Source organism: Streptomyces sp. ATCC 21386 (genome assembly GCF_018728545.1).
Lineage (GTDB): Bacteria > Actinomycetota > Actinomycetes > Streptomycetales > Streptomycetaceae > Streptomyces.
In genome coordinates this window covers 2422464-2441732 of the sequence record NZ_JAAVVL010000001.1, presented here as the reverse complement: position 1 = coordinate 2441732, position 19269 = coordinate 2422464, and the positions used below count along the sequence as shown (strand labels likewise).

The window sequence follows — 19269 nt, the reverse complement described above, 5'->3', positions numbered from 1 at the left end:
TCAGTTCACCGCCTCGGCCGCGGCGATCTCGGGGTGGTGGAGGTCGAAGGCCGGGGACTCGGACCGGATCCGCGGCAGCATGGTGAAGTTGTGCCTCGGGGGTGGACAAGAGGTCGCCCACTCCAGCGAACGGCCGTAGCCCCACGGGTCGTCGACCTCGACCTGCTTGCCGTACTTGGCGGTCTTCCAGACGTTGTAGAGGAGCGGCAGGATCGACAGGCCCAGCAGGAACGACCCGATCGTGGACAGGGTGTTGAGCGCGGTGAAGCCGTCGGCGGCCAGGTAGTCGGCGTACCGTCGGGGCATACCCTCGGCACCCAGCCAGTGCTGGACGAGGAAGGTCAGGTGGAAGCCCGCCGTGAGCGTCCAGAAGGTGATCCTGCCGAGGCGCTCGTCGAGCATCCTGCCGGTGAACTTGGGCCACCAGAAGTGGAAGCCGGCGAACATCGCGTACACGACCGTGCCGAAGACCGTGTAGTGGAAGTGCGCGACGACGAAGTACGAGTCGGAGAGGTGGAAGTCCATCGGCGGCGAGGCCAGGATCACGCCCGTGAGGCCGCCGAAGACGAAGGTGATCAGGAAGCCGGTGGTCCACAGCATCGGCGTCTCGAAGCTGAGCGAGCCCTTCCACATGGTGCCGATCCAGTTGAAGAACTTCACGCCCGTCGGCACCGCGATCAGGAACGTCATGAACGAGAAGAACGGCAGGAGGACGCCGCCGGTGACGTACATGTGGTGCGCCCACACCGTCACCGACAGACCCGCGATCGCGATCGTCGCGCCGATCAGGCCCATGTAGCCGAACATCGGCTTCCGGGAGAAGACGGGGATCACCTCGGAGACGATCCCGAAGAACGGCAGCGCCAGGATGTACACCTCCGGATGGCCGAAGAACCAGAACAGGTGCTGCCACAGCAACGCGCCGCCGTTGGCCGCGTCGAAGACATGGCTGCCGAACTTGCGGTCGCACTCCAGGGCGAACAGGGCCGCCGCCAGGACCGGGAACACCATCAGGATCAGCAACGCGGTCAGCAGCACGTTCCACGTGAAGATCGGCATCCGGAACATGGTCATGCCGGGTGCGCGCATGCAGATGATCGTGGTGATGAAGTTGACGGCACCCGCGATCGAGCCGAAGCCCGACAGCGCCACACCCATGATCCACAGGTCGGCGCCGAGGCCGGGCGAGTGGACGGCGTCGGACAGCGGGGCATACAGGAACCAGCCGAAGTCGGCGGCTCCGCCCGGGGTGAGGAAACCGAACGCGGCGATCGACGAGCCGAACAGGAAGAGCCAGTAGGCGAGCATGTTCAACCGCGGGAACGCCACGTCCGGGGCGCCGATCTGCAGCGGCATGATCCAGTTGGCGAAGCCGGTGAACAGCGGCATCGCGAACATCAGCAGCATGATCGAGCCGTGCATGGTGAACGCCTGGTTGAACTGCTCGTTCGACATGATCTGCGTGCCCGGACGGGCCAGCTCGGCGCGCATCATCAGGGCCATCACCCCGCCGACGATGAAGAACACGAACGCGGTGACCAGGTACATCGTCCCGATCTTCTTGTGGTCGGTGGTCGTCAGCCAGTCCGTCCACGACGATCCGCCCGCCGTGTGCGCCGCCCGTCCGGATGCCTCGTCGGCCACGGCGACCGCGGCGCGCGGCTCTTCGGTCCCCATCTGCTGTATCTGTGCCTCGTCCACCGGACGGCGTCCTCTCCCCATCTGCTCATGTCGTCGACGAGCCGGGAAGTGCCGTGGTGCGGGATGTTCACCTGGCTCTTCCGTGTCGCCGCCTCATGATCGGCGGTGGGGTACCGGGTCCGGATAGGGCCGAAGGGCCCCTCCCAAGACCCCTGCGTGGGGGTCCAACGTCCCCACTTCGCATCGCTGAGCGGTGCGGCGCGCATCGCCCCGCAGGCCGGTCGTACGCTGCTGAGCACCGACCGGTCCACGAGCGGGCGGAATGGCCGAATCACCACCCCCGACCGACCCCCCGACCGCAGCGTCGTCACGGCTTCGGCTCGACGTGCCGGACCGGATGCACAGCCTCCTCGACCACGAACCTGGGCCGGGGCCTCGCACTCCCCCAGGTGCTGAGCGGCACCGTGGAACCCGGTTCGACGAGCGCAGGACCGTCATCCTGGCGCGGCGCGCGGCGGTGAAGGGCTGAGCCGGGGCCGGGCGGCGCTGCCGTCACCGGCCTGGCGGTGCAGCGGTACGGGCCGGAACGCGGCGGTGAACCGAGCCGGCGGTAATGCCTCCCCGCGTACGTTCCCGCGACGGCGTCATCACCCGGCCCTGGGGGGTGTGCTCCCGGTCGGGGCCTACGAACCTCCGCGCCCGCCCGCCCACCCGCCGAGCGCGGCCGTGCGGGGGCCCCGGGCTCAGAGCAGGGTCTGCCAGTAGTCCCAGAAACGGGTGGCGATCAGCATCACGATGCTCAGGTACCAGGTGACCGGTACCGCCCAGTGGAACTCCAGCACCCCGGCCACCAGGACGCGGGGCGCACGGATGATCCCGTGCCGCAGGTTGTGCGCGGTGACGTACCAGAACATCGCGACGGTGGCCGCCCATGCCAGGCAGCACCAAAGTGGTCGACACGTCGCTGCCGCCGCGCGGAGCACGGCCGTTGTCCGACTCCGGTACGCCGGGGACGGCCCCGCGGGCTGCCCCCTTCGGCCACACGACCTCGACCGGAACGCCGTGGGCGCGGGCGTATGCCACCAGATGCGCGGTGGCATCACGGCCGTTGGACGGCGAGCCGTCCCACACGGCAAGCAGCTGACGACATCCCGCGATCATCCGCTCGTCCTCGCCGATACACGCGTCCCGGTCCGCCGGGTCGTACGCCAGCAGACGCACCTGCTGGGCGAGGACCAGCACCTCACCCGTCGCCGCCCGGTCACGCTGAGGCGGCAACGCCGGCACCATCCCCTGCGTGGGAATCACCACGACGAGTTCCCGACCCGCCGCCCGCACCGCCCGGCTGAACGCCACCGGCACCCCTGCCCCCACGCGCACGAGCCCCGGCACCCGCTCGGGCGAGCGATCCAGCACCGCCCGCAACTCGGCCTCCACCAGCTTCAGCGTCTGCGAAGCGAGGTCGGCGTGCCCGACCGCCAAGATCATCTCTCCGCTCACCTCCGGTCCTACGGTGCACTCGCTCTGCCGTTCGTCCTCGCACAGCGCGGCCCCGCCCGCCTCGCCCATGAGCGGGATCGCAAGACCATGCCCACAGGCGGGATCCACAGCGTCGGCGCACGGGCGGGACCGCAGGATCAGTGAAGTCAGTACGCGCAACCGGCGACAAGGGCCGAACGGCCCTGCCCGAGAACGTCGACGCGCCTTCGACGCAGTCCGTCAGACCTGCCGACGGCCCATGCCCCTTCCGAGGAGAGCGACGGCTCGGGCGGGGGCGTCCCCGTGGCTGGCTGGCTGGCCAGGCGGTGTACCCGGAGCACCTCGGCGACCTGCGCGCCGACCTGCTCGACCGGGTCGAGGCTGACGCCTGGGCCCTGCGGGATCAGGCCGATACGTCGCCTCGCACCTCCCGCCACGCCCGCTCCCCGAGCCCGGTCAGCTCCTCACCCCTCCGCCTGCGCGACCCGGCAGCCACGCACTCCACGTGATGCGTCATCGGAAGGAGGTCAGCCTCAACGGGTCCCAGAAAAGCCCGGCTGAGAGCAGGTTTCTCGGCTCATCGTCTCCGTGCGGGCGCCCAGAGCGTCGGTCGAGCGTCAAGGCCGAGAGTCCGTCCTGCCGGGGCCGAGCAGACTGCGGCACGCAGCACTTTCCGGGAGGCCCCGTCGGCGTCGGCCGGCTCCCTGTCCCACAGGGGCCGACCGAACCGGACCCGCATCCGTTCCAGGTGCCGACGTCCCCGCGGATCGCGCGTCCACCAGGCCCGCCGACGCTCCCGATCACAGATCGATCGGACGTGATGCGGCCAGGAGTACCGGGCCGCCGGCCCATCGCGCGGGGAGTGCGGGGGCCGGGCGGCACCGGTCGGCGGTCAGGCTCCGGGGTGGAGTCCGAGCCAGCCCGGGGAGGGGTCTCCCTTCACCTCACCGAAGTACAGGGCGAAGGTCTGCTTCCAGCGCTCGATCGCCGCGCGGTCGGCCATGAAGCGAGGGAAGCCGTCGAGGTTGCTGTTGGGGTACTCCCAGACGGGCTTCAGCCCGGTCGGCGGGGTGACATCGGTGCGGACCGACCAGCCGTTGGTGGCGGCCTTCTGCTGCTCGACGGAGAGCCGCCAGTTCAGGTACAGCTTGGCGGCGGTGGAGTTCTTGGCCTGCTTGAGGATCGCGGCCCGCTGTCCCCAGGCCATGAACGGCGCCTCCGTGGGCAGCACCCACTTGACCGGCCCCGTGGACAGGGGCGCACCGGAGCCGCCGATACCGATGGCCTTCTGGCCGCTGCTGACGGCCGCCGACGGGGTGTAGCTGCCGCGGGCGAACTGGATGTCCTGGGTGGCGAGTCGCGCGAGCCAGTCCCAGCCGTACTTCTCCACGTAGAGGGTGTAGAGGTAGAGAGAGGCGTCGTCGTCGTGCGGGTAGGAGGAGGCGATCTTCCCCTTCCAGCGGGCGTCGGCCAGGTCGAGCGGACCGCTGGGGATGTCGGAGCCGACCGCGGCCGGACCGTACATGTAGCCGAAGGCACTGACCTGGACGGCGACCCAGGCGCCGTGCGGGTCCTTGAAGGGGGCGTGGACCTTGGAGAAACCGGCCGGCTTGTAGGCCAGCAGGCGGCCCTGCTCCTTCCAGCGCACGAAGTCCTGCACGGTCTGGAGCTGTACGACATCGGGTACCAGGGTGTCGGTCGCGAACTGGTTGTCGACGCGGACGTCGTGGAACTTGCTGTAGTCCACGACCACCGTCAGGTCGATGTCCGGGAATCGGTTCTTGAAGCCGTTGCGAAGGCCGTCCGCCTGGGTGGAGATGTCACCACCGGCGTAGATCACGAGCTTGCCGCCCTCCGCGAGGGCTGCCTGGTAGAGCTCGTCAAGGGTCCGCTTCTCCTCGGTGCCGCCCTTTGCCACACGGCCCGCGGAGGCTGGGCCGGTGGCGGCCTGGGCGGGGGTGACGGAGGCAGCGGCGACACCGAGACCGAGAGCGGCGCCCGCTCCGGTGGCAAGCAGGCGGCGTCGGCTGGGAAGGCTGGTCATGGTGGGGGTGAGCCTCTCTGTCTGTTCTGTTCTGTTGTCTGTGCGGTGCGCTGGACCACGGCAGCGGAGCAGCACGGCACCCGCAGACGGCACGGGTGCCGTGACGTGCTGCTGTGGGGTCAGAACATGGTGTTGTCGTTGGCGCTCTTCTCGGGCACCTCCTGGATCACGTCCCAGTGCTCGACGATCTTTCCGTCGGCGACGCGCCAGAAGTCCGCGACGGCCATGCCCCGGTCGCCGGGCTTGAGGTGCAGGTTGCTGTGGGTGACCACCAGGTCCCCCTCGGCGATCACGCGCTTGATGTCCAGGCGCAGGTCGGGGAACTGCTCGCGCAGCCAGTGCACATAGCCGACGAAGGCGCCCGGGCCGTCCTGCGCCTCCGGGTTGTGCTGGGTGTAGCTCTCGCCGAGGTGCGCGGCGGCGGCCGCTTCGGGCTGGTAGCCGTTGAATGCCTGCTCGTAGAACGCGGTCACAAGTGCCTTGTTGTCCGCAGCGGACACGTCGGTCTCCTGCTCTCGGTGGGTGCGGTACGACTCAGCCGTTCATGGCCTCGCGGACGAGCGCCGTGTCGACGAACTGCTCGAAGCGGACGATGAGTCCGCCCCGTACGACGAAGTGGTGCGCGACGCGGACGTCGATCCGCTTGCCGGTGGCCTTGTTGGTCGCGGTGTAACGGGCGAGGACGACGACGTTCTCGCCGTCGACGACGTAGGTGTCGTCGTGGGCGGCCCAGCCGTCCCACTCCTTGCCGAGCTGCTCCATGACGTTCGAGGTGACGCCCTCGGGCGTGCGATAGGTCCCGGCCAGCGGGAAGCCGGCCATCTCCGTCCACTCCACGTCGGGGGCGAGGGTGGCGCGCAGGGCGTCCAGGTCGCCGGCGGCCGAGGCCAGGTACTGGCGGCGGACGACGTCGGCGGGAGCCGTGGACGAGGCGAACTCGTCCATGGTCAGCCCCACTTCATCTCGCCCTTGGCGACCTTCGAACCGATCTGGGCGGCGATCAGCATGCCGTTGTCCGGGAAGCGCTTGACCAGGGCGTCGTTCAGCGCGGCACCGTCGGCCGCCTTGCCGAGCTCCTCCTCGAAGGCGATCAGGTAGTCGCGGGTGGCGGTGATGGCGGAGCCGTCGGCCGCGGTGCCGGGGAGACGGTGGCCGGGGACGACCAGTTCCGGGTCGAGGGCGGCCATCTCGTCGAGCAGGTCGATCCAGGCGGCGCGATCGCCGGGGGTGGGGGTGTCGGCGACCCAGACGTGCTCCTGCTGGAAGAGCAGGACCCCGCCGAGCAGGGCGCGGTGCTCGGCCTGCCAGAGGTAGTGCCGGTCGGGCAGTGCGGCCGGGCCGCCCTTGAGCTCGAAGCGGTGGCCCTCCAGTGTGAGGTCGCCGGTCAGCGGCTCCAGGTCGACCAGGCGGGTGGGGAGGTTCGGGCCGAGTGCCGCCCAGGCCTTGAGCTTGCCCTCGTAGGAGTGCTGGATGTGCTCGATGACGATCGGGGTGGCGACGAACCTCGCTTCGGGGAAGGCGTCGGCGACGACCTCGGCGCCGAAGTAGAAGTCGGGGTCGCCGTGGGAGACGAAGACGGTGGTCAGCGTCTTGCCGGAGTCGAGGATCTCGGCGACCAGACGGTGGCCGTCGGCGCGGGTGAAGGCCGCGTCCACCAGCAGGGCCTCGCTCTCGCCGGTGACGAGGGTGGCCGTCTTGTTCCTGGATCCGGCCGGGAAGTCGAGATCGAGGACGGTGAAGGAGAGAGTGCTCATGCGTGCTTCCTCGGGTGAAAGGTGGGGGTCGGGGAACCGCCTCGCGGCGAGGGGTACGACGTGAACCGGGTCGAGGTGGGCAGCCCGGATCGAGCAGGGGTTCAGCCTTGGGTGCCCTGCTGGTCGATCGGGTGGAGGCTGAGGACGTGGCGTCGGACGGGTCTGCGCCGCGCGTATCGCCGATGCAGAGGCTGAGGCGGGCCTTGTGGCGGTCGAGGACGGCCTCGGCCCGCTCATGAGCGGGCCGAGGCCGTGCGGATTCATGGTGGCGCGGTCGAAGATGCCCGCGCGGCCGGCGACCGAGGTGACGTCCGCGCGAGCGCGATTGCGTGCGCCGGCGCGTCCCTGGGCAGCAGCCGGCTCAACGACGATGTCGACCCTCCGCTCGGGAAACGTCTTCGCGAACGCGTTCTTGAGGAAGTCGTCCTGCCCAGACCTGTCACCACCGGTGAAGACAACGAGCCGACCGCCTTCGGCCACGGCCTGCCGGTAAAGCGCCCGCAACCGGGCCCTCTCGCTCGATGCGGTCCGCGCGGCGGTCGAGGGGGTGGCGGCGCCCGCCGAAATGGGAGCCGCAGACAGACCGGAGGCGAGGACACCGCCCATGGGAGCTACGGCGCCGAAAGCGGCCAGGACGCGCTTTCCCATGGGGAGGACTCCACATCTGTGGGGTGGACACGGTCGAAGTATCTGCCGACGCAGACAATATATCTGCTGAGGCAGAGTTTGCAACGGCAGCTTCTTCCGTTCGTGCCCTTCTGTCATCCTTGGGGAGTGAACGAGCAACTGCTGAACGACGACGACGTGACACTCTTCGGTCTCTTCGTGGAGGCCCACAGCCGTATCAAGCCCCTGGTGAACCGCGATCTCGACATCCCGCAGACCTGGTTCGAAGTGCTGCTGCGACTGGGCCGCACCCCCGGCCACCGGCTCCGCATGACGGACCTGGCAGAGGCCGTGTCCTTCAGCTCGGGCGGCTTCACCCGGCTCGCCGACCGCATGGAAAAGGAAGGGCTCATCCGTCGCGACCCCGATCCCGCCGACCGGCGAGCCGCACTCGCCGTACTGACCGACAAGGGTGGTCAGGCGCTCGACCACGCACTGGCCGCCCACGTCTCCCACCTGCGCAACCACCTCGCGGGACCGCTCTCAGCCGAGGACCGCCGCCACCTCGAGCGCATCCTGCGCACGCTCCGCGACGCGAACGCGTAAGTACCTGTCCTTGATCCGGATCGCCGTCGGGGACGCCGGCAGACCCTTGGGCGCGAGTCATCGCGCTGCAGCGTGGCGAGCAGGCGGAGTACCCGGCAGGTGGCAGGTCGTGGACGATCCGGGTGGAGCGGTCGAGGGCGCCTGCGTAGCGCTCGGACCGTTGCCGGGCGCGGTCGGGCCGTCAGCGACGGGCGTAGCGGAACGGCGTTACGGAAACACCGGGGCCGAACGCCTCGCGAACACGATTCAAGTCGGCTCGTTCGTGCTGGACGCCTCCGTACGTCCCCGCCACGATCTGCCCGCAGAACTGGCCGAGGTCGCTCTGGGCATTCCGTCGGTTCCTCCCAGGAGTGCACGCCGTCGGCAGAGGGTCGCCAGGGCGGGCGGCACCGTCCCTGTGGCCCACCGATGGGGAGGCGGCTCAGAGCAGCTCGATCAGCTTGTCGGTGAACTCGGCGGTGGTCGCGGTTCCGCCCAGGTCGCGGGTGCGGGTATCGGTCTTGGCCAGGACCGCGGCGATCGCGTCCGTGATGTCCTTGGCGGCGGTGGGATGGCCGAGGTGGTCGAGCATCATGGCCGCGGACCAGATCGCACCCAGCGGGTTGGCGATGCCCTGGCCCGCGATGTCGGGCGCGGAGCCGTGCACGGGCTCGAACATCGAGGGGAAGTCCCGCTCGGGGTTGAGGTTGGCCGCCGGGGCGATGCCGATGGATCCGGCGACCGCGGCCGCGAGGTCACTGAGGATGTCGCCGAAAAGATTGGAGGCGACGACGACGTCGGAGCGGGCGGGGTCGGTCGATGCCTTCGAAGACCCGGATGGGCCGAAGGTTGACGTACTGGCGGAAGCTGCGCCGGATCGGGATCAGCAGTCCCTATCAGCTGTCGGCGGCCGAGGTGGCGGCCGTCACGAACGCGGCGGCCGCCGGCGACAGGCTGCCGCGGCGGCTGACGAGGGCGATGTCCAAAGTGGTCTCCGGCTCGATGTCCAGGACGCGGGCGCCCAGCCGCCGGGCGACGTCCCGCCAGGAATCCGTCACCACCGCGAGCCCGACCCCGGCCAGCACCAGGGGCATGACCGACACACGGTGCTCGGTCTCGGCGGCGACGGCGAACTCGATGCCCTGCTGTCGCAGCGCGTCGACGTAGGCGCGCATCCCCGTACCCGGCTGCCCGACGATCAGCCGCTGCCCCGCAAGCTCCCGGCACTCCACCGCCGTCCGGCCGGCGAACGGGCTGTCGGCCGGCACCAGCAGCACGAAGCGCTGCCGCCCCAGCGCATGGGAGACGACCTCCTTGTCGGAGAAGGGACCGGCAGACGCCAAAAGCCCCAGCTCCACGGCACCCGTGCGCACCATGTCGATCACATCACGCGCGGTGAACGCCGCTTTGATGGCCACGGAGACGCCGGGATACCGGTGACTGAAGGCACTCACCAGACTCGTCAGCGGCTCCACCGCCTGCGACGGCATCGATGCCACGTCCAGGCGCCCCTCACGCAGCTCATGCACTGCCGCCACACTCGCCCGCGCCGTCTCCAGACTCCGCACGGCCTCCCGGGCAGGCTCGATCAAGGCTCTTCCGGCCTCCGTCAGCACCGCCCTGCGCCCGATGCGGTGGAACAGCTCGGACCCCAGATCACGCTCCAGCGCCCGCACGGCCTGCGACAGCGACGGCTGCGACACATACAGAGCCGAGGCCGCGCGGTTGAACCCCCCACGATCAACGATCGCTAGGAAGTACTCCAGCTGCCGAACATCCATTTCGCACCCCCTGCCGCTCAACGAATAAGCCGCCGCTCTCCTTATAGGGCGACCCTATAAGGCACATCGGCATTGCGTCTTGGACGCGCTGCCCGGCCCACTGCTGCAATCAGCCCTATGACGAACCCAGAACCACCGAACCACCCTCGTCCGCGGTGACGGCATCGGGACCGCGGGGCCGAGGTTCTGCCGCCCGCCAGGTTCCTGCCGTTCGGCCGCGCCTACTGCAAGGCGCAGGAGAAGTCGTTCTGAGCCGATGGCCACGGCGGTGACACTGCCCAGACCTCCGCCACGTGAACGTGGGAAGTCCCCCGGCGCCCAGGCGGGTCGGCTCGCCCCCTTGCCGCACTCACGAACACGTCCGCCTGAACATGCTCCGAGAGAAGGCCCGGCCCGCCATGACCGCCGTAGCTCACCGCAGTGCCGTGAAAGAGGCCGCCGCCATCGTGGAGGCGTGCCGTGAGATCCGTGACGGCAAGCCGCACGACCAGTTCGTCGTCGACGTCATCCAGGGCAGAGCCGGCACCTCGGCCAACATGAACGCCGGCGAGGTGATCGCCAACCGGGCGCTGGAGCTGCTGGGCCACGCCAGGGGGGAGTTCTCGGCGTACGCGGGTGCTGGAAATGAGGCCCTCGCCACTGGGCGCGGAGTCGCCGAACTCGTACGGGCCAAGGGCCTCCTCCCCGCCGGCACCCTCGCCCAGCTGCTCCGTCCCGAGGCCGACACGGGACCCGGTCAAGCCCTGGTGTGACGTGATCAGGCGCGACCTCGACTGACGTTCCCCCTCAACCACTCGTAACAGACCAGGAATTCGCCATGTCTCTACCCCTTCATGCCCAGACGGGGCCCATCCCCGAGGCAGCGGTACTGGAAGGGCTGCCTGCCGTGCGCGAGGTGAGCTCCGCGGAAGTGGCCGCCCGGATATCCGGAGGCCCCCGTCTCGTCGTCCTCGACGACGATCCCACCGGCACCCAGACGGTCGCCGACGTGCCCGTCCTGACGTCCTGGACGGTGGACGACCTGCGCTGGGCGCTGCGCCAGGACAGCGCCGTCTTCTTCGTCCTCACCAACACCCGCAGCCTGTCCCCCGAGGACGCGGCCGCCCGCAACCGCGAGGTGGTCCGCGCCCTGCACGCGGCGTCGGCGGCCGAGGGCACCGGTTACGTCCTGGCCAGCCGCGGGGACTCCACGCTTCGCGGTCACTTCCCGCTGGAGACCGATGTCCTCGCGGAGGAGCTGACGGAGCTGGGCGCAGGTGCTCCGGACGGTGTGGTGGTGGTCCCCGCCTACGTCGAGGCGGGCCGGCTGACCGTCGGCTCCCGCCACTGGATGCGGACGGCCGACGGGCTGCTCCCGGTCGGGATGAGCGAGTTCGCCCGCGACGCCACCTTCGGCTACCGCAGCTCCTCGCTGCCCGAGTGGGTCGAGGAGAAGACGGGCGGACGCATCTCCGCGGACGAGGTTCTGCGCGTCACCCTCGACGACCTGCGCGGCGGCGGTCCGGCGCACACGGCGCGGCTGCTGTCCTCGCTGCGCGGCGGACGTACGGCCGTGGTCGACGCGGTGTGCGACGACGATCTGCGGGTGCTGGCCCTGGCACTCGCGGAGGCGGAGGAGAACGGCACGCGGCTGGTGTACCGGGTCGGGCCGTCCTTCGTCAGGGCCCGCGCCGGACAGGCTGCGCGGGCACCGCTCACCCCGGCCGAACTGCGCCCGCTGCGCGGGGACGCACCGCACGGTCTCATCGTCGTGGGGTCTCATGTGGCGCTGACGACACGGCAGTTGGACCGGCTGCGGGAGCGAGGCGGGATCGCCGAGTACGAGCTGGATGTGGCCCTGCTGCTCGACGAGGAGCGGCGTGACGCCCACATCGCCGAGGTCGCGGCCGCGGCCGCCGGAGCGCTGGACTCGGCCGACGCCGTGATCCGTACCTCGCGTGTGCTGGTGACGGGTGCCGACGCGGACGACAGTCTCGCGATCTCCCGCCGGGTCTCCGCCGCGCTCGTCGAGGCCGTACGCCAGGTCAACGCCGGCCGGCGGCCCGCCTTCGTCGTCGCCAAGGGCGGTATCACCTCCAGCGACACCGCCACCCACGGCCTCGAGATCCGCCGTGCCTGGGCGCGGGGCACCCTGCTGCCGGGCATCGTCTCGCTCTGGGAGCCCGTGGACGGTCCCGCCGCCGGGATCCCCTACATCGTCTTCGCCGGGAACGTCGGGGGCGCCGACGCGCTCGCCGACGCCCTCGACCTGCTCAGGAGTGCCTGATGCTGCTGCATGGAACCGATGCCCTGAAGGAGGCCGCGGCCGCCGGTCACGCCGTGCCTGGCTTCGTCGCCTACAACCTGGAGACGGTCCAGGGGATCACGGCCGCCGCCGAGGCCGCGGGACGGCCGGTCGTCATCCAGGCGGGCTCCAGTCCCTTCAAGCACGCCGGGCGCGAGGCCCTGATGCGGCTGGCGCTGCACGCAGCCGGACACTCCACTGCCCGCCTCGGTGTGCACCTCGATCACAGCCGGGACCTGGAGGAGATCACCGGCTGTCTGGAGGCGGGCTACACCTCCGTCATGGTCGACGGCTCCCATCTGCCGTTCGCCGAGAACATCGCGTTGACGAAGGAGGCGGTCCGGCGGGCTCGTGACCACGGTGCCTGGGTGGAGGCCGAGCTCGGTGCCCTGCCGGGCGACGAGGACGTCTCCACCGACGCCGTCGCGCAGGCCGCTGCGATGACCGATCCGCGGCAGGCGGCCGAATTCGTGGCCGCGACGGGCGTGGACGCACTCGCCGTCGCCGTCGGCAACGTCCACGGCTTCACCAAACACCCGGTCCGCCTGGACCTGGAGCGGCTGGCCGCGATCCACGAGGCCGTACCGGTCCCGCTCGTCCTGCACGGCGCCAGCGGTCTGCCCGTCGAGGAGCTGCACGGCGCCCTCGCCCGAGGCGTCGCCAAGGTCAACGTCAACGCCGAACTGCGCCGCGCCTACCTGGAGGCTGTCCGCGTGACCCTCCCGTCCGCGCTGCCCGGCTCCGACGTCGTCTCCCTGTGGGCGGCGGGCCGCGACGCGGTCCGGGACGCAGCCCTGGAGGTCATCGGCCGCCTCAGCCCCCACAACGAGGGGGGAAACGCGTGACCTGAACTCAGCCCCGCTGTCCGAGCCGCACCACAGCGACGGACACAAGACCGTCGTACGCCCCCGGCCGTGCGCGTCGCGCGCGGTTCACACCGCTTCGTCTCGTGCTCGTGTGCCCTCCTCGGCCCGCGGGCCGATACCTCACCCTGTTGGAGCCACGCATGTCCAGCACTGCCTCGATCGCCGTTCTGCATACCAGTCTGCTGTTCGTCAACCCTGATTCGGTCATCAACGAGTACCTCGCGGAACTCGCGCCGGACGCCAAGGTCCTGCACTTCGTCGACAGCGACGTGCTCGCAGCCGTGGTGCGCGACGGTGAGGTCTCACCTGCCAGCACCCAGCGCATGGTGCACCTGGCCCAGGCGGCGGAGGCCGCGGGCGCCGACGTCATCTTCTCCGCCTGTTCCTCGGTCGGTCCGGCCATCGACGTGGCCCGACGTCTGGTCTCCGTCCCGATCGTCAAGATCGACGACGCGATGACCGCGTCAGCGGTCGAGACCGCGGACGCCGTCGGCGTCCTGGCCACGGTCCCCACGACGCTGCCGCCGACCCGTTCCCTCGTCGAGGAGAAGGCCCGGGCGGCCGGTCGCAACGTCACCGTCCACGAGCGGCTCTGCGAGGGCGCCTTCTCGGTGCTGATGTCCGGTGACCGCGACCGCCACGACGCGATGGTGCTGCACGGGGCACGGGCGCTGGCCACCGAGGTGGACGTGATCGTGCTGGCCCAGGCGTCCATGGCGCGGCTGGCTCCCGCGATCGCCGAAGCCGTCGGCAAGCCCGTGCTCTCCAGTCCGCGCAGCGGGACGGAGAACGCGGTGCGTGTGCTGAACGAGCAGACGGCTGAACCTGTCCATGCCACAGTCAGGGCCTTCGAGACCATGGAATGGCAGGGAGGCTGCGGAGCCAGGTGATGGCACCGCATCACTGCGGTCCGGCTCTGACGGCCCGGTCCACGGTGTTGTGCTCTTCGCGGTCCGTGGCGTCGTGGCCGACCGGGCGACCCTCCGCCAGCCTTCTCCTTGCGGTCGGCCGCCTGGTCGGCCTGCTCCGGGGCCACCGCCCACATTTCCCCTGAGATGTCTTCACACAGGTGAGCACGGCCGGCTCGGACCGGGAGTACGCCTTGCCCCCTTGCGACAGCCCGGAGAACCAGGTCGTCGACCACTGCCCTTGGCCGTCCCCGGCCGGAACACAGGAGTCAGCATGCCGAGGTTCGCAGCGAACCTGTCCATGATGTACACCGAGCACGATTTCCTCGACCGCTTCGCCGCGGCCTCGGCCGACGGCTTCCAGGCCGTCGAGTACCTCTTCCCTTATGCGTACGACGCCGCCGAGCTGCGTCGTCGGCTCGACCACCACGGCCTGGGGCAGGTGCTCTTCAACGCACCTCCCGGAGCGTGGGAGTCCGGAGAGCGCGGGATGGCGGCCCTGCCCGGACGCGAGGCGGAGGTGCGTTCCGGGGTCGACCGGGCGCTGGAGTACGCAGCGGCGTTGGGCTGCCCGCGGGTGCACCTCATGGCCGGACTGGTCCGGCCTGACGCGACACCGGCCGAGCGGGCCAAGCACCGCGACACCTACCTGACCAACCTGGCCTGGGCCGCGGAACGGGCCGTCACGGCGGGCGTCGACATCCTGATCGAGCCGATCAACGGCCGCGACATGCCCGGCTACTTCCTGAGTACCCAGGCCGATGCCCACGCCGTGGTGCAGGAGGTGGGAGCCTCCCATCTCAAGGTGCAGCTCGACCTCTACCACTGCCAGATCGTCGAGGGTGACCTCACCACGACCCTGCGCCGCGACCTGCCGACCGGCCGGGTCGGTCACCTGCAGATCGCGGGCGTGCCCGACCGGGGCGAGCCCGACCGTGGTGAGATCAACATCCGCCACCTGCTCGACATGGTCGACGAGCTGGGCTTCGACGGCTGGATCGGCTGCGAGTACCGCCCCCGCGCCGGCACGAGCGAAGGTCTCCGTTGGCTCAGTGGGTACCTTTCTTCCCTCCCGTCTTCCCTCCCGCGTTGTTGATCAGGACCGTGCTCCGGATGTCGGCTCCGGCAGCGGTCACCTCGCAAGGCTCCTGGCTCGACGTGCCGCAACAGTGACAGCCTGAGCTTGAGGCGCCGCCGGGCTCCAAGGCCGTGGGCGGCGCCGTCAGGCGCCGCCCACACCGCGTTGTTCACCGGGGCACGTCGGCGGTCGGCCGACAGGTGCGGCGTGGCCGCTGCGGGTCACTGTTTCCAGAAGCCTTCGAGGTGGTAGGGGTCCTCGACCTCGTCGAAGCCGAGGGGGCGGAGTGTGTAGTCGCAGGTGAGGGTCCGGTACGGGCCGGTCGGACCGCGGGCTTCCCACTCGGAGGGGCCCTCGTGGAGTTCGGTCTTGTGGATCAGGTCCCGGGCGATGGCACCCTCGGTGACCGTGTCGACGAGCGGATCGCCGTCGAAGTGGATCTGGTGGGTGAGCATGTGCCAGCGTCGCCGTCGACGGACGGCTCGCCCAAGGTCGGAACGCTGTTGTGCATGAGGTGGGTGTGGATCATGGGGTGGGTCATCCTCGTGTGTTCCAGACGAGGGGGGCTTTGCGGATCCAGGTGTCGTCCTCGATCGTCTGGAGGAGGAACTGGGCGAGGTCGGCGCGGTTGATCCGGACGCCGGGCTTCTCGGTGCCGGCCTCGGCGGCCCGTACGGGACCACTGAGGGGCTTGCCGGTCAGGGTGACGGCGCGGGCCAGGGTCCAGTCGATGCTGGACGAGGCGCGGACGAGCTGGTCGACGCCGGTGTGGTCCTCGAAGCCTGCCTTGATGTTCGACCGGTTGATGACCGCCTTGACCAGCGGGTTGAGCCGGGCCCAGTCGTCGCCGGCGCCCTGCGTGGACGTCAGCACGATGCGGCGGATGCCTTGCTCGCCCATGACGGTGAGCGTGCGGCGGGTGGCGTCGGTCATGAACATCGGCGGGCTGACCGGCTTGGCCCACGGGTTGTCGGAGGCGCGGGCATTGTTCAGCGTGCTGATCACCGCCTCGGTGCCTTCGGCGGCCCGCCGGATGTCGTCGATGTTCGCGGGGGTGCCCTGGATCAGCTCGACACCGGCCGGTGCCTGCACCTTGGCGGGATTGCGGACAAGGGCGCGGACGCGGTGGCCGCGCCGGGCCGCGTGCTCCAGCACGTGGGCACCGGTGCGGCCGCTGCCGCCGAGGACAAGGAGGTTACTCATGGTGGTCAAACGCCTTTCGGGCAGTTCAGGGGTGGATCAGGCGGCCGGCCGGCCGGCCAGGGCAGAGCCCAGGCGGCGGGCCTCGTCGTGCGCCCTGTCCATGGACGCCTCGTGCATCGGCAGCAGCGGGGCCATCATCGGCACGTACGGGGCCATGGTCAGTTCGGGCAGGACCGTCGTCAGGTCGAGGCCGAGGTTGCTCGGGTGGCCCAGGACGGTTTCCAGCGCCGGCACCAGGTGGTCCATGCCGTGCTTGGGGGCGCCGGGGCCGTAGCCGCCGCCGCGTGCGGAGATCACCGTGGCGGGGCGGCCGAGGGTGGGAGGGGCTCCGTCGAAGCTCAGGGTGCGGCCGGCGACCATGATCTGGTCCAGCCATGCCTTGAACACGGACGGCATCGTGAGGTTGTACATCGGCACGGTGAACAGGTAGGCGTCGGCGCCGAGGAACTCCTCGATCAGCTCGTCCTGGACCGCCGCGGCCTTCGCCTGCTCGGGGGTGTGCTCGGCGGGGTCGGTGGTGCGGGCGGTGATGCCCGCCGCGCTGAGGTGCGGGGCAGGGGAGACGGCCAGGTCGCGGTGGACGACCGTGCCCTTCCACTGGTCACGGAAGGACCGGGCGACCTGACGGGAGACGGATGCCTCGCCGAGCGAGGACGCGTCGATGTGCAGCAGGTAGGACATGGAGAAGTCAGCCTTTCGAAACGATCAAGGGTGGGTCGGGGAGTGACCGGTGGAGGTCAGCTGCGGGCCGGTACGGCGCAGCCGTCGGGGCCGCAGACCGGGGCGTCGCCGTCGGTGCCGAGGGTGAGCGGGTGGGATGCGTCCCAGGCCGTGCGCAGCACGTCGAGAAGGCCGTCGCTGTCCTGGGCCCCGGGGATGCCGTACCTGCCGTCGACGACGATGAAGGGCGCGCCGGTGGCGCCCAGGCGCTGGGCGCGGGCGGCATCGTCGGCCACCTGCCGCTGGTAGCGGTGCTCGGTGAGCACCTGGCGGGTGCCCTCGCGGTCCAGGCCGATCTCCTGGCCCAGGTCGAGCAGGTCGTCCGTGCTGAAGACGGGGCGGGCCTGGCCGAAGTAGGCGTGGAAGATGGCGTCCCAGGCTTCGCGGTTCTTGCCCTCGGCGGAGGCGTGGGCGAGGAACTCGTGCGCCAGATCGGTGTTGCCGACCAGGTTGTCCAGCACCTTGTAGGGGGTGAGTCCCTCGGCCTCGGCCAGCGCCTCGATCCGACGGGTGGACGCCTCGGCCTGGGAGCCGCCGATGCCGTGCCGGCGCAGGAGCGCGTCACGGACGCCGAACGTCTCACCCACGGGGAAGGAGCTGCTCAGCGGGAACGAGTGGTGGACGACCTCCACCTCGTCACCGTGCTCGAACCGCTCCACGGCCCGGTCCAGACGGTGGCTGCCCAGTCCGCACCAGGGGCAGGTGACCTCGGCCCAGATCTCGATCTTCATGACGCGTGCCTCCTGTGCCTGCGCTTGCTTCCTACTTTTTGTTCGTAGCGCCATGATGGGCCAGTATGGAAGTCGATACAAAAGGCACATGGGTGTTCGTGCCGGAGAGGAATGTGCGTCATGGAGGTCACCGGCAGTTCGGGCGGCGCGGCGGCGGTAGGGCCCTGTGCCCGCATCCCCGCCGAGCACATGGAGTTCATCCGGCAGGTCCTCGACCGCGTCGGCGACAAGTGGAGCCTGCTGCTCATCGCGGTGGTGGAGGCCGGCCCGCTGCGCTACACAGACCTGCAGCGCCAGGTCCCCGGAATCTCCCAGCGGATGCTCACCCTCACGCTCCGCCAGCTCCGGGAGGACGGCCTGATCACCCGCACCGCATACGCGGAGGTCCCGCCGCGCGTCGAGTACTCCCTCACCCCATTGGGCCGCGGCCTCCACGAGATCGTGACATCCCTGATCGGCTGGGCCGCCGACCACCACGACGAGATCCGCGAGCACCGAGCCCGCACTGCGGCGCCAGCAGCCCGGTCCTGACCGCGGGACAGCGATCGGCTGTCGGCGCCGGGCGCTGTGCGGATGCCCGACGCATCGTCGAGGAGACATCAGGGCAGGCCCATCGCAATGCTCCTGCTCACCCGGGGCGCCACGGTCACCTACTGCCACTCCCGTACGGCTGATCCGCCCGCGCCCGTGCGGAAAGCGGACGTTGGTGTGGCGACCGTGGGACGGCCTCGGCCTCCTCGCAGCGCGGACGTCAAGCCTGACCTGCAGGTGGCCCTGGCCTCCCCTCGGCGTGGCCCTGGCCTCCCCTCGGCGAATGGTCGAGGGATTCCTGCTCGTCGCGGAGGCCGAGTCGGGCGCCGGGCATCTTCTGCAACGCACAGGCCGCCGTTGACAGAACAAGCACCCCTAGCAGCCGGCCTGGGGTCTCGTTGCGGAGGGGGAAGGAGACCCGGCGTCGCCCGTGATCGTCCGCTCTCATGGACACGCTGTGGGCACGGCGCCGGCTCAGGCGTGCGGGAGCCGTGCCCGGCGGCCGACGACATCCGAGCCTTGGCACCGGGAACTGGTCGGAAGGCACCGCTGCGGGAGCGTACGGCGGAGGGTTCAGCATCCCCTCGTTCGACGGGGCGTGAGTGTGGCCTCCCAGCCCCACGCTTGACACAACGTCCGAAAACCGTGCCCGCAACGGACAGATCACGTCTGGGCTCGGTGCGGGGCGTCGGAGACACTCGATGGGCGGCGACAGGCGCGCGGTCCACGCCGCCGGTGCGGGCCCGTTCGCATCATGCCCAGGCAAGATCGATCCGGTGCTTGCCGAGGTCGCCCGTCAGGTCGCGATCGGTGACTCGGCACGCCGTCACCACCATGGCGGCGAAGGCCGGACAGCACCGCGAGGCCCTCGTCCGCCCGCCGGTGCGTGGCCTGACTCGCTCAGGAGAAGGGCCTGTTGCCCGCCGAGAGGCTCGCCGGTCTGCTGCACGCCGAGACCGTGGCGGGCAGCCGTCAGGCCCTGGCCCTGGATGCGTGGTGAGCCTGATCTGACTCGTCCCGGTGACGCCTGCGCCTGGTATGTCCGCACCTGTTGTGCA

The 19269-nt window shown here is 70.3% G+C and carries 19 protein-coding genes and 3 pseudogenes; 9 read left to right on the top strand and 13 right to left on the bottom strand.

The features are described from left to right. The 3 genes and pseudogenes from ctaD to GWK25_RS43335 all read right to left on the bottom strand — a co-directional run. Positions 1–1722 carry a cytochrome c oxidase subunit I gene (gene ctaD / locus GWK25_RS10690; RefSeq protein WP_251828812.1) on the bottom strand — a complete coding sequence of 574 codons (1722 nt, stop codon included), beginning with the start codon at positions 1720–1722 and terminating at the stop codon, positions 1–3. A gap of 662 nt (positions 1723–2384) precedes the next feature. Beyond that, a complete protein-coding gene (locus tag GWK25_RS10685; RefSeq protein WP_215449566.1) occupies positions 2385–2555 on the bottom strand; it encodes a hypothetical protein in 171 nt (56 codons plus the stop codon). Positions 2556–2637: 82 nt separating this feature from the next. Beyond that, positions 2638–3129 (bottom strand): annotated as a pseudogene (locus GWK25_RS43335) (hypothetical protein); the annotation flags it as partial. Between the two features lie 152 nt (positions 3130–3281). Here GWK25_RS43335 and GWK25_RS10680 point away from each other — a divergent pair. Next, the gene (locus tag GWK25_RS10680) at positions 3282–3629 is read left to right on the top strand and encodes a hypothetical protein (RefSeq protein ID WP_215449565.1); all 348 of its coding nucleotides are present in this window, start codon (positions 3282–3284) and stop codon (positions 3627–3629) included. A 383-nt stretch (positions 3630–4012) separates the two neighbouring features. Here the strand turns inward: GWK25_RS10680 and GWK25_RS10675 are convergent, their stop codons facing one another. The 4 genes from GWK25_RS10675 to GWK25_RS10660 form a co-directional block, all read right to left on the bottom strand. Next, a complete protein-coding gene (locus tag GWK25_RS10675; RefSeq protein ID WP_215449564.1) occupies positions 4013–5164 on the bottom strand; it encodes an ABC transporter substrate-binding protein in 1152 nt (383 codons plus the stop codon). 119 nt (positions 5165–5283) lie between these two features. Beyond that, entirely contained in the window at positions 5284–5664 is a 381-nt protein-coding gene (locus GWK25_RS10670; RefSeq protein WP_215449563.1) for a nuclear transport factor 2 family protein, read from the bottom strand. A gap of 34 nt (positions 5665–5698) precedes the next feature. Further along, complete coding sequence (locus tag GWK25_RS10665; protein WP_215449562.1) at positions 5699–6109, bottom strand: nuclear transport factor 2 family protein; 411 nt, start codon at positions 6107–6109, stop codon at positions 5699–5701. Between the two features lie 2 nt (positions 6110–6111). Then, the gene (locus GWK25_RS10660) at positions 6112–6918 is read right to left on the bottom strand and encodes an MBL fold metallo-hydrolase (RefSeq protein ID WP_215449561.1); all 807 of its coding nucleotides are present in this window, start codon (positions 6916–6918) and stop codon (positions 6112–6114) included. A 774-nt stretch (positions 6919–7692) separates the two neighbouring features. Between GWK25_RS10660 and GWK25_RS10655 the strand changes: the two genes are divergently transcribed. Then, the gene (locus tag GWK25_RS10655; RefSeq protein WP_215449560.1) at positions 7693–8130 is read left to right on the top strand and encodes a MarR family winged helix-turn-helix transcriptional regulator; all 438 of its coding nucleotides are present in this window, start codon (positions 7693–7695) and stop codon (positions 8128–8130) included. Between the two features lie 421 nt (positions 8131–8551). Here the strand turns inward: GWK25_RS10655 and GWK25_RS10650 are convergent. Together GWK25_RS10650 and GWK25_RS10645 are read right to left on the bottom strand one after the other, a co-directional pair. Further along, positions 8552–8926, bottom strand: a pseudogene (locus GWK25_RS10650) (isocitrate/isopropylmalate family dehydrogenase); the annotation flags it as partial. A gap of 79 nt (positions 8927–9005) precedes the next feature. Continuing rightward, positions 9006–9890, bottom strand: coding sequence for a LysR family transcriptional regulator (locus GWK25_RS10645; protein WP_215449559.1), 885 nt, complete (start codon positions 9888–9890; stop codon positions 9006–9008). Positions 9891–10318: 428 nt separating this feature from the next. On the opposite strand from GWK25_RS10645, the pseudogene GWK25_RS10640 reads away from it, so the two are divergent. The 5 genes and pseudogenes from GWK25_RS10640 to otnI all read left to right on the top strand — a co-directional run. Continuing rightward, a pseudogene (locus GWK25_RS10640) lies at positions 10319–10490 on the top strand (lyase family protein); the annotation flags it as partial. A gap of 217 nt (positions 10491–10707) precedes the next feature. Then, entirely contained in the window at positions 10708–12156 is a 1449-nt protein-coding gene (locus tag GWK25_RS10635; protein WP_215449558.1) for a four-carbon acid sugar kinase family protein, read from the top strand. Further along, positions 12156–13019, top strand: a complete 864-nt coding sequence (locus GWK25_RS10630; RefSeq protein WP_215449557.1) for a class II fructose-bisphosphate aldolase — start codon at positions 12156–12158, stop codon at positions 13017–13019. Before GWK25_RS10635 ends, GWK25_RS10630 begins: the two co-directional genes overlap by 1 nt. Positions 13020–13180: 161 nt before the next feature. Next, on the top strand, positions 13181–13930 hold the full coding sequence (locus GWK25_RS10625; RefSeq protein WP_215449556.1) for an aspartate/glutamate racemase family protein: 750 nt from the start codon (positions 13181–13183) through the stop codon (positions 13928–13930). A 292-nt stretch (positions 13931–14222) separates the two neighbouring features. Beyond that, positions 14223–15044, top strand: coding sequence for a 2-oxo-tetronate isomerase (gene otnI, locus GWK25_RS10620; RefSeq protein WP_215449555.1), 822 nt, complete (start codon positions 14223–14225; stop codon positions 15042–15044). A gap of 203 nt (positions 15045–15247) precedes the next feature. Here otnI and GWK25_RS10615 read toward each other — a convergent pair whose 3' ends face one another. From GWK25_RS10615 to GWK25_RS10600, 4 genes are all read right to left on the bottom strand, one after another. Continuing rightward, positions 15248–15481, bottom strand: a complete 234-nt coding sequence (locus tag GWK25_RS10615; protein ID WP_215449554.1) for a hypothetical protein — start codon at positions 15479–15481, stop codon at positions 15248–15250. 82 nt (positions 15482–15563) lie between these two features. Next, positions 15564–16229: an NAD(P)-dependent oxidoreductase gene (locus GWK25_RS10610; RefSeq protein ID WP_251828811.1), complete on the bottom strand. Its 666-nt coding sequence runs from the start codon at positions 16227–16229 to the stop codon at positions 15564–15566. A gap of 36 nt (positions 16230–16265) precedes the next feature. Further along, positions 16266–16910, bottom strand: coding sequence for an FMN-dependent NADH-azoreductase (locus GWK25_RS10605; RefSeq protein WP_215449552.1), 645 nt, complete (start codon positions 16908–16910; stop codon positions 16266–16268). A gap of 56 nt (positions 16911–16966) precedes the next feature. Beyond that, positions 16967–17680, bottom strand: a complete 714-nt coding sequence (locus GWK25_RS10600; protein ID WP_215449551.1) for a DsbA family protein — start codon at positions 17678–17680, stop codon at positions 16967–16969. A 120-nt stretch (positions 17681–17800) separates the two neighbouring features. Between GWK25_RS10600 and GWK25_RS10595 the strand changes: the two genes are divergently transcribed. Beyond that, a complete protein-coding gene (locus GWK25_RS10595; protein WP_215449550.1) occupies positions 17801–18211 on the top strand; it encodes a helix-turn-helix domain-containing protein in 411 nt (136 codons plus the stop codon). A gap of 42 nt (positions 18212–18253) precedes the next feature. Then, on the top strand, positions 18254–19222 hold the full coding sequence (locus GWK25_RS44715; RefSeq protein ID WP_374200606.1) for a hypothetical protein: 969 nt from the start codon (positions 18254–18256) through the stop codon (positions 19220–19222). Positions 19223–19269: the final 47 nt, after the last annotated feature.